The sequence below is a fragment of the Microbacterium paludicola genome, from assembly GCF_015235415.1.
In the GTDB taxonomy this organism is placed as follows: Bacteria; Actinomycetota; Actinomycetes; order Actinomycetales; family Microbacteriaceae; genus Microbacterium; species Microbacterium paludicola.
On the sequence record NZ_JADGLL010000068.1, the window covers coordinates 1 to 9461 of the forward strand.

At 72.5% G+C, this 9461-nt stretch carries 8 protein-coding genes, 1 pseudogene and 1 riboswitch; of the genes and pseudogenes, 3 read left to right on the plus strand and 6 right to left on the minus strand.

Annotation, left to right across the window (positions count from 1 at the left end):
- Window positions 1-22: 22 nt before the first annotated feature.
- Genes IR155_RS15120 through IR155_RS15130 form a run of 3 tightly spaced genes read right to left on the minus strand, consistent with a single transcriptional unit; the run spans window position 23 to window position 2912 of the window.
- The gene (locus tag IR155_RS15120; RefSeq protein WP_233441231.1) at window positions 23-901 is read right to left on the minus strand and encodes an ABC transporter permease; all 879 of its coding nucleotides are present in this window, start codon (window positions 899-901) and stop codon (window positions 23-25) included.
- The gene (locus tag IR155_RS15125) at window positions 898-1644 is read right to left on the minus strand and encodes an ABC transporter ATP-binding protein (RefSeq protein ID WP_135115618.1); all 747 of its coding nucleotides are present in this window, start codon (window positions 1642-1644) and stop codon (window positions 898-900) included. The genes IR155_RS15120 and IR155_RS15125 overlap by 4 nt, the downstream gene beginning before the upstream one ends.
- Complete coding sequence (locus IR155_RS15130; RefSeq protein ID WP_233441232.1) at window positions 1641-2912, minus strand: amidohydrolase family protein; 1272 nt, start codon at window positions 2910-2912, stop codon at window positions 1641-1643. Before IR155_RS15130 ends, IR155_RS15125 begins: the two co-directional genes overlap by 4 nt.
- 181 nt (window positions 2913-3093) lie before the next feature.
- On the opposite strand from IR155_RS15130, the gene IR155_RS16315 reads away from it, so the two are divergent.
- The gene (locus IR155_RS16315; protein ID WP_135115620.1) at window positions 3094-4107 is read left to right on the plus strand and encodes a PDR/VanB family oxidoreductase; all 1014 of its coding nucleotides are present in this window, start codon (window positions 3094-3096) and stop codon (window positions 4105-4107) included.
- A 19-nt stretch (window positions 4108-4126) separates the two neighbouring features.
- Here IR155_RS16315 and IR155_RS15140 read toward each other — a convergent pair whose 3' ends face one another.
- From IR155_RS15140 to glyA, 3 genes are read right to left on the minus strand one after another with little or no spacing between them, the layout of a single operon-like run.
- Window positions 4127-5440, minus strand: a complete 1314-nt coding sequence (locus IR155_RS15140; RefSeq protein ID WP_135115621.1) for an amidohydrolase family protein — start codon at window positions 5438-5440, stop codon at window positions 4127-4129.
- Window positions 5441-5492: 52 nt separating this feature from the next.
- Window positions 5493-6374, minus strand: coding sequence for a bifunctional methylenetetrahydrofolate dehydrogenase/methenyltetrahydrofolate cyclohydrolase (locus IR155_RS15145; RefSeq protein WP_135115622.1), 882 nt, complete (start codon window positions 6372-6374; stop codon window positions 5493-5495).
- Between the two features lie 2 nt (window positions 6375-6376).
- On the minus strand, window positions 6377-7645 hold the full coding sequence (gene glyA / locus IR155_RS15150; protein ID WP_135115623.1) for a serine hydroxymethyltransferase: 1269 nt from the start codon (window positions 7643-7645) through the stop codon (window positions 6377-6379).
- A gap of 35 nt (window positions 7646-7680) precedes the next feature.
- Window positions 7681-7764, minus strand: a riboswitch (ZMP/ZTP riboswitch).
- A 304-nt stretch (window positions 7765-8068) separates the two neighbouring features.
- Here glyA and IR155_RS15155 point away from each other — a divergent pair.
- Together IR155_RS15155 and IR155_RS15160 are read left to right on the plus strand one after the other, a co-directional pair.
- Window positions 8069-8296 (plus strand): annotated as a pseudogene (locus IR155_RS15155) (RNA polymerase sigma factor); the annotation flags it as partial.
- Between the two features lie 75 nt (window positions 8297-8371).
- On the plus strand, window positions 8372-9461 hold a 1090-nt coding region (locus IR155_RS15160; RefSeq protein WP_194210354.1), incomplete at its 3' end, for a zf-HC2 domain-containing protein.

Genomic DNA, 9461 nt, shown 5'->3' on the forward strand with positions numbered 1-9461 from the left:
GGGCGCGGAGACGGGCGGGGCGTCACCGCTTCTTCCAGCCGAACAGGCGCCCGACGACCGCGCGGTCAAGCGCCGCGAAGATCGAGAAGACGATCACCCCGAACAGCGCGGTGAAGATGATCGCCAGGAACAGGGACTCCATGTTGAGCCGGAGCGTGTAAGTGCGCAGCAGCCCGCCGATGCCCTGCGAGCCCTGCTGGAAGAAAAAGTCGCCGACGATCGCCCCAATGACCGACAGGCCGGCCGCGTTGCGCAGGCCCGTGAAGATCGACGGGATGGCCGCGGGCAGCTGCAGCTTCGTCAGCCGCTGCCACCGCGTCGCCTTGTTCAGCGTGAACAGGTCGTGCGCGGAGGCCTCGGCGGAATGCAGTCCGAACAGCGTGTTGGAGATCATCGGGAACACCGCGATGATCACGCACACGACGATCCGCGCCGGGATTCCGTAGCCCATCCAGATCCCGATGAGGGGCGTGAGCGCGAGGATCGGGATCGTCTGCAGGATCACCGCATACGGGTAGAGGATCTTCTCGGCCAGGGTCGACTGGGACATCAGGATCGCCCACCCCATCCCGATCGCGACCGCCAGGGCCAGCCCTATCAGGGCGACGGCAGTCGTCTGCCCGAGCGCCTCGAGCATGGGGCCGATCACCTGGGGGTTGCCGAGCGTCTCCGCGAGCACCTGGTGCGGTGGCGGCAGCAGGAACCGGCGATCCTCGCTCAGCAGCAGATACGAGACCGCGTACCAGATCGCCACGATGCCGACGAGCGCCAGCACGATCGGCAGCGCGCGTGATCCGGTCGCGCCCGCGGCCTTCGCGAAGGACGTGACCTCCCGCGCCGGGGTGTCGCGCGCGGCCACCACGGTCATGGGCTCGCGGGTCATGATGGCCTCGTCGCTCACGAGTGATCCTCCAGTGCCTTCGAGATGCGCCCGGCGATACGCCCGAACTCGGGTTCGTAGCGCAGCTCCGGCGGCCTCGGATACGACCAAGGCAGTTCGATGTCGTCCACGATGCGCCCGGGCCGCCCGCTCATCACCAGCACGCGGCTCGAGAGGTACACGGCCTCCGAGATCGAGTGCGTGATGAACATCGCGGCGAAGGACTTGAGCTGGAAGATCCGCTGCAGCTCGGTCTGCATCTTGAGCCGCGTGATCTCGTCGAGCGCGCCGAACGGCTCGTCGAAGAGCGCGAGCTGCGGCTCCGCCACGAGCGCCCGCGCGATCGAGACGCGCATGCGCATCCCGCCCGAGAGCTGGCGCGGATGCTGCTTCTCGAACCCGTCGAGTCCGACGAGCGAGAGCGCCTCGCGCGCTCGCCGGCCGCGCTCGGCGGCTGGCACGCCGGCGAGCTCGCCGACCAGCTCGACGTTCTTCTGGGCCGATCGCCATTCCAGCAGCGTGGGGTCCTGGAACACGAAGCTCGTGACCGCCGCGTCGACCTCGAGGGTGCCGCCGCTGACGGTGTCGAGCCCGGACGCGAGTCGGAGCAGCGTCGACTTGCCGCAGCCGGACGGCCCGACGACCGACACGAACTCGCCGCGGGAGACGGACAGCGACACCCCGGAGAGCGCGCGCGTGCCCGTCGCAAAGTCCTTCGTCACGTCGTCCAGACGCAGCGTCGGGATGGTGGCGATGGTGCTCACAGAGCGACCTCCTTCCGGGAGGGGACGGCCACCACGTCGGACGCGGTCCGACGGGTGGCGACGACGCGCCCGCCGCGCACGACGACCCGGTCGGGCGCGCGCTCGGCGAGCGCCTCGGCGACGGAGGCGGCGCGAACGAGCACGAGGTCGGCGTCGTCGCCCGCCGCCGCGTTCGCGGCGCCGAGGCCCAGCAGCTCGCGCCCACGCGCGACGACCTGCCAGGCCCGGCGGGGCGACAGGTGGCCCGCCAGGACGAGCGCGGCCGCGACGTCCACCATGTCGCCGTTGCCGAGCGGGTTGAACGGATCCTGGACGTTGTCGCCACCGGCGGCGAGCACGACTCCCGCATCGAGGATCGCCGCGAGCGGGGGGACGGCCCGCGGCGTGGCGACGGGATGCTCCCATCCCTGCAGGTAGAGGTTCGTGAGCGGGTTGGTGATGATGCTCACGCGCGCCTCGGCGGCGGCGGCCAATACCGCCGCGAGACGGTCCGGCGGCTGCACGGCGAGGCTCACGCAGTGCCCCGCCGAGCGCGTCATCTCGTCGGGCCAGTCGGCGGTCCGCCGCGCGAGGTGCAGCAGATCCAGGGATTCCGGGTTCAGCGTCTCGTCCGTGTGCAGGTCGATACCGATGCCCGCGTCCTCCGCGATAGCGACGGCGCGATCGATCTCGTCGCGCGGATCCGTGCTGAGGTGCGGGGCGGCGCCGATCAGATCGACGCCGAGCGCGATGGCATCGCGGATCATGCCGGTGTCGCGGAACTGGTCGTGCATCGCGACGACCTGGACGTCCACCAGACCGCGATAGTCCTCGCGCGCCTCGATCACCGCGCGGATGCCGCGCAGCGGGTCGCCGCCCTCGTGGTAGTTGACGTGCGTCCGCACCGCGGTGACGCCGGCGCGCAGCGCGGCGTCGAGCTGCCGCCGCGCGTTGAGCGCGATCCGCTCCTCGGTCACGGCGGCGCCGAACGCCCGCCAGCACGCGACGGCATCCTCAAGCGAGCCCTCCGGCTCGCCCGCCGCGCTCCAGGTGTAGGCCTTGTCGATGTGCGCGTGGAGGTCGGCGGCCGGCGGGAGCAGCAGCCAGCCGGTGGCATCCACCTCGACTTCGTCCGAGGCCGCCGCGACCGGCGCGCTCGCGCTCGGGGCGGCGGCGATCAGCCCCTGCTCGATGCTCAGCGACGCGCCGACGCCGTCCGGCAGCGTGACAGCGGAGAGGGTCGCGATCGCCTGTCCTGGCCGGAGATCATGGGGGTTGACGCGTGGCACGGCACTCGCTTTCTCACGTCGATCGGGGTCGATCCGCGGTGTTGGCATGACCAACACTGGGTGTGAGAGCATTCAACGCGCGACGTGTTACCGAGCAAGTCGGCGCGTGTTGCGGGCTCGTAACTTGTCGCACGGAGCCGACGTCTCGGGCCCCGATGACCGCGGGATGCGAGGAGAGAGAGTGAGCTACTTCAGCGACGTGGAGCGCGATCTCGTGGTCGCCGCACGCACGGATCTCGCCGACGGCGTCGTGGCGCTGGACCTCGTGACGCCGAATGGGCGCGCCCTGCCCGCCTGGACGCCCGGGTCGCACATCGACGTCGTCCTGCCGACGGCCGGCGGCGAGCCCGACGAGCGGCAGTACTCGCTGTGCGGGGATCCCGACGACCGACAGGTTTGGCGCGTCGCGGTGCTGCGCGAGGACGACGGCCGCGGCGGCTCCGTGCGGCTGCACGACGAGATCGTCGTGGGCCAGCGGCTGCGCGTGCGGGGCCCGCGCAACCACTTCGCGTTCGAGGTCTCCCCCGGTACCCGCTACCGGTTCGTCGCGGGCGGCATCGGCATCACACCGTTGCGCACGATGGTCGCGGCCGCTGAGGCGGCCGGCGCGGACTGGGGCCTCGACTACTCCGGGCGATCACGGCGCACCATGGCGTTCGTCGACGAGCTCTGCACCGCGCATCCCGAGCGCGTGCGGATCCATGCATCCGACGAGGGCGACCGCCTCGACATCGCCGCGTTCGCGGCCGGGATCGGCAAGGACACGGCGGTGTATGCGTGCGGCCCGCGTCCTCTCCTCGAGGCCGTCGAGCAGGCCGTCACGGACCACGCGGAACGCGTCGGCGTCGGGGCGGCGCGCATCGACGCGCTGCTGCATCTCGAGAGGTTCGAGGCGAGGGAGTTCGGCGATCCGGTGTGGCCGGACCCGTTCGAGGTCGAGCTCGCCCTGAGCGGCGAGGTCGTGACGGTCCGTCCCGATCAGTCCGTGCTGGACGCGATCCGGGAGCAGGCGCCGGAGGCGATGGTGCTCTCGAGCTGCCGTCGCGGAACGTGCGGCACGTGCGAGGTCACGGTGCTGGAGGGCGAGGTCGAGCACCGCGACTCTGTGCTCACGCCGCTCGAGCAGGCCGACGGCGCCGTGATGATGGTGTGCGTCTCGCGCGCGGCGTGCCCGCGCCTCGTCCTCGATCTCTGAGCGCCGCGATGGCGGCCGGTCAGCGGCCGACGCGCTCGTGCAGGGCGCGCACGAGCTCGCCCTCCTCCGCCCCGACGAGGCGGTGATCCCGGACGACCACGCGACCGCCCACGATCACGTGGCGCGGGCGGCGTCCCGGCGCCGCCCACAGGAGCCCCGCGACCGGATCCGCCACTCCGGCGTCGGCGACGCCCGACACGTCCCAGACGCAGACGTCGCCGCGCGCCCCCGGCCGCAGGTGGCCGAGGTCGGCGCGGCCGAGCCCCGTCGCGCCGCCCTCCGTCGCCATGCCGAGCACTGTCCGCGCGGGCAGCTGCGGGCCGACGAGCCCCGAGATCTGCATCGCGAGCCGCGCGTCCGCGAGCAGATGCCCGGCATCGTTCGAGCCGCCGCCCGACGTGCCGAGCCCCACGGCGATTCCCGCCTCGATCAGGCGCGCGACGGGCGCGATGCCCCAGCCCATCGGCACATCGCAGCCGGGCGCATGCGTCGCGGTGACGCCGCGCGCTGCGAGTAGGGCGATCTCGGCATCCGTCACGTCGCACAGGTGCGCGATCGTGACATCGGCGGCGAGCCAGCCCCATTCGTCGAGCAGCTCGAGGGGACGCCGCCCGTAGCGCGCCAGCGCGACCTCCGTGTCGACCTGCTCGTTCGCCTGGGTGCGCCGGCGCAGGCCGTGCCGTCGGGCGACGTCCGCGAGCCGCTGGAACGTCTCCTCCCCGTCCGAGTGCACGCCGGCGGGCCCGACGGCCACCTGCAGGCGACCGTCGCTCGTGATGCCGCCGTCGTGCCCATTGGTGAGGAGGCGCTCCGCGATCGCGTCCGCGCTGTCGGCGGCCGCGCGCGGGTCGTCCCGTGCGGAGCCCCGCACGAAGACCATCCGGGCCCCGAGCTCACCGGCCGCCTCGGCGACGGCCTCGGCCATCGCAACGGTGCGCTCGACCGCATCGTCGCCTTCCGGCGCGGGCCAGTTCAGGTGGTGGTCCGCAACGGTCGTGACGCCCGACAGCAACGACTCCGCGAGCCCGATGCCCGCGGTCGCGCGCAAGAGCGACGCGTCGATGACCGCCGCCCCGTATGCGGCCGCCATGGCCGGCAGCCAGTCCCGCATCGGCACGCCCCGCGTCCCCGGCAGCGTCCGGAAGCCCGACTGCAGTAGGTGATGATGGGCGTTCACGAGCCCGGGCGTGACGACGCAGCCGGAGACGTCCAGAGTCTCCGCTCCCGGCACCTCACCGTCGGCCACCCGTCCGTCGGCGCCGATCCCGAGCGCCCCTTCCCGCTCGGTGCGCGCGTCGATCAGGATCCGATGGGCGCCGGCGAGGTTCAGCATGCTCCGTTGATAGCACGCCCACGTGACACCGCGGGCGAGGACCCCGTGCGAGCTACGCGACTCCGCGCTCCGCGGCCTCGACCACGTTGGTCATCAGCAGCGCGACCGTCATGGGGCCGACGCCGCCGGGGTTCGGCGACAGGTAGCCCGCGACCTCGGCGACATCCGGATGCACGTCTCCGTAGACCTTCGACTTGCCCGTCTCCGGGTCCCGCTCGCGCGTCACGCCCACATCGAGCACTGCCGCGCCGGGCTTGACGTCCTGCGCCGTGATCAGGTGCTTCACGCCCGCGCCGGCGACGATCACGTCTGCCTGACGCAGGTACGGGCTCATGTCGGGAGTTCCGGTGTGGACCTGAGTGACGGTGGCGTTCACGTCACGGCGCGTGAGCAGCAGTCCCATCGGGCGGCCGATCGTCACGCCGCGGCCGACGACGACGACATGCTTGCCCTTGAGGTCGTAGCCGTTGCGCGTGAGCAGCTCGATCACGCCGCGCGGCGTGCACGGAAGCGGGGTGGTGATCGGCTCGTTCACGTTCAGCACGAGGCGCCCGAGGTTGGTCGGGTGAAGGCCATCGGCATCCTTCGCCGGATCGATCCGCTCGAGGATCGCGTCCGTGTCCAGGTGCTTCGGCAGGGGCAGCTGCACGATGTAGCCGTGGCAGGCGGGATCGGCGTTGAGCTCGTCGATCAGGGCCTCGACCTGCTCCTGCGTCGCGTCGGCGGGAAGCTCGCGCTGGATCGAGTTCATCCCGATCGCGACCGACTGCTTGTGCTTCATCCCGACGTACAGCTGCGATGCCGGATCGGCGCCGACGAGCACGGTCGCGATGCCGGGCGTGACGCCCTTCTCCGCGAGCGCCGCGACGCGCTGCGCCAGCTCGTCCTTGATCGCCGCGGCGGTCGCGACCCCGTCAAGCTTCTGCGCGGTCATGCTCACAGCCCCGGGTAGAGCGGGAAGGCGTCGGCGAGGGCCGCGACGCGCTGACGCAGCGCGGGAACGTCGGCACCGGGCTGGAGCGCGAGCGCGATGACATCCGCGACCTCCGTGAACTCGGCGTCGCCGAAGCCGCGGGTGGCGAGCGCGGGGGTGCCGATCCGCAGGCCGGACGTCACCATCGGCGGGCGCGGGTCGTTCGGCACCGAGTTGCGGTTCACCGTGATCCGGATGTCGTGAAGGAGGTCCTCGGCCTGCTTGCCGTCGATCGCGGCGTCACGCAGGTCGACGAGCACCAGGTGCACGTCGGTGCCGCCGGAGCGGACGGCGATGCGGGCGTCAACGACGTCCTGCTGCGAGAGCCGGTCGGCGAGGATGCGCGCGCCGCGGAGGGTGCGCTCCTGGCGGTCCTTGAACGCGTCCGTGGCGGCGAGCTTGAACGCGGTCGCCTTGGCGGCGATCACATGCATCAGCGGGCCGCCCTGCTGACCGGGGAACACCGCCGAGTTGATCTTCTTCGCGAGGTCCGCGTCGTTGGTCAGGATGAAGCCCGAGCGCGGACCGCCGATGGTCTTGTGCACGGTGGAGGACACCACGTGCGCGTGCGGCACGGGGCTCGGGTGAAGGCCCGCGGCGACGAGACCGGCGAAGTGGGCCATGTCGACCCAGAGCAGCGCGCCCACCTCGTCGGCGATCGCGCGGAAGGCGGCGAAGTCGAGCTGACGCGGGTAGGCGGACCAGCCGGCGATGATGACCTTCGGCTTGTGCTCGAGCGCGAGGCGACGCACCTCGTCCATGTCGACGAGCGAGGTCTCGGCGTCGACGCCGTACGCGACGATGTTGTACAGCCGGCCCGAGAAGTTGATCTTCATGCCGTGCGTGAGGTGGCCGCCGTGGTCGAGCGAGAGGCCGAGCAGCGTGTCGCCGGGACGCGCGATGGCGTGAAGCACGGCGGCGTTGGCCGAGGCGCCCGAGTGGGGCTGCACGTTCGCGAACTCCGCGCCGAACAGCGCCTTGGCGCGCTCGATCGCGAGCTCCTCCGCGACGTCGACCTCCTCGCAGCCGCCGTAGTAGCGACGGCCGGGGTAGCCCTCGGCGTACTTGTTGGTGAGCACGGAGCCCTGCGACTCGAGCACCGAGACGGGCACGAAGTTCTCGGAGGCGATCATCTCGAGGAAGCCGCGCTGGCGATCGAGCTCGCGCTGCAGCACCTGCGCGATCTCGGGGTCGACCTCGGCGAGAGGGGCGTTGAAAAGCGGATCGGTCATGGCGATCTCCAGACGACGTTCGGGATGGGGAATCTCGCATCGGCCCAGGCGTGCGGTCGAATGCCGTCTCGGTCGCTTCCCGGTGGTACCCCACCTCAACGCCAGTCGCGACGCCGCAAGTCTAGCGGCATCCCGTATTGGCGCTGCAGGGTCCCGGCCCGGGGGAGTCACACACCGTCACCAGGCTCGACTGCCCGGGCACCGATGGTGGAATCTCGGCATATATGAACAATTGGTCATACGGGTCGGCCCCGCCGCCCGTGCCGGCGCTCCCCCTGGCGCCCGACCGACCGCTGCCCCCGAAGCGAGAGATCCGTGAACCGCTCCCCCGATGCGTCCCTGGCCGACACCGATCTCGTCCTTCGCTCGCGCGCGGGCGACGCCGGGGCGTTCGCGCAGCTGTAGCAGCGCCATTACTCCGCCGGATTGACGGTCGCGCGGTCGATCACCTCGACCGTCGACCCGGATGACCTCGTGCAGGAGGCGTACACGCGCATCTTCCAGGCGATCCGGCGAGGCGGCGGCCCCACGGGCGCGTTCCGCGCGTACCTGTTCACGGCGATCCGCAACACCGCGGCGTCCTGGGGCCGCGGCCGCCGCGAGTTCGCGATCGAGGAGCTGGAGGCCGTCGCCGATCCGTCGTCGACCTAGGAGTCGCGGCTCGAGGAGGTCGACCGCGGCCTGACGCACCGCGCCTTCCGCAGCCTGCCCACGCGCTGGCAGGAGGTGCTCTGGTACACCGAGGTCGAGGGGCTCGGCCCCGCCGAGGCCGCTCCGCTGCTCGGGATGAAGCCGGGCGCCGTGAAGCAGCTCGCCTTCCGCGCCCGCGAGGGGCTGCGCGAGGCCTGGATCCAGGCGCACATCGCCGCGCTCGGGGACGGTTCCGAGTGCCGCTGGGCCGTCGAGCACCTCGGCGCGCACGCGCGCGGCAACCTCACCCCGCGCAACCGCTCTCGTATCGAGGCGCACCTCGCCGGCTGCGAGGAGTGCGCGGTGCTCGCCGGCGAGGCCGAGGAGGTCGGCAGCCGCCTGGCCCTCGCGCTGCTGCCGGTGTTCATCGGTGTGACGGCGACGGCCAGCTACCTCGCCTCGCTCCGCGGCGACGGCGCAGTGCTCGCTCTCGCGGCGATGCCCTCGGGCGTCGTCGAGGGCGCCGTGGCCGCCGGAGGCGGGATCACCGCGGCGGGGACCGCGCTGACGGCCGGATCCGCGACGAGTGGAGCGGCGACCGGAGGGGCCGTCGCCGCGAGCGCAGCCGCGGCCGCCGGCACGGCGAGCGCGTTCTCGCTGGGAGGCCTCGTCGGCGCGGGGATGACCTCGGTCGGCGTCGCCGGCACGCTGCTCACGGTGACGATCGTGCCCGCGCTCGCGCCGGCAGATGCAAGCGCTGCGGTGCCGCAGGCGAGCGTGAGCGCCCCGAGCACTTCCGCGCCCGATCCGCTCCCCTCTCTCGAGGACGACGCCGCGGAAGCGGCCGCGAGCGGCCCCGTCTCCTCCCCCGCCGACCCGTCTGGGATCGATCCGTCGCCCGCGGCTGCGCCCTCGGCGGGAAGCGGCGTCGCCCTGCGGCCCGTGACCGAGGCCGACGCCCCGTCGGCCCCTCCGTCCGCCGTTCGCGAGCCGATGGCGACCCGCGGGCCGTCGCCCAGCGCGGCGCCGCGCCCCACGGCCACCGCGGCGTCGTCCCCGGAGAGCACCACGCCCGTCTCGCGTCCGACCGCCACGACGCCCGCGCCGAGTGCGACCGCGGAGGCGCCGACGCCGCGCCCGTCGATCGCCCCGCCAAAGAGCTCCGCCCCGGCGAAGAGCCCCGCCC

Bases quoted from the DNA above. Each gene is read 5' to 3' on its own strand.
- IR155_RS15140 (WP_135115621.1), bottom strand. From the start codon at position 5,440: ATGCTGAACCTCGCCGGCGCCCATCGGATCCTGATCGACGCGCGCACC.
- IR155_RS15145 (WP_135115622.1), bottom strand. From the start codon at position 6,374: ATGACCGCGCAGAAGCTTGACGGGGTCGCGACCGCCGCGGCGATCAAG.
- glyA (WP_135115623.1), bottom strand. From the start codon at position 7,645: ATGACCGATCCGCTTTTCAACGCCCCTCTCGCCGAGGTCGACCCCGAG.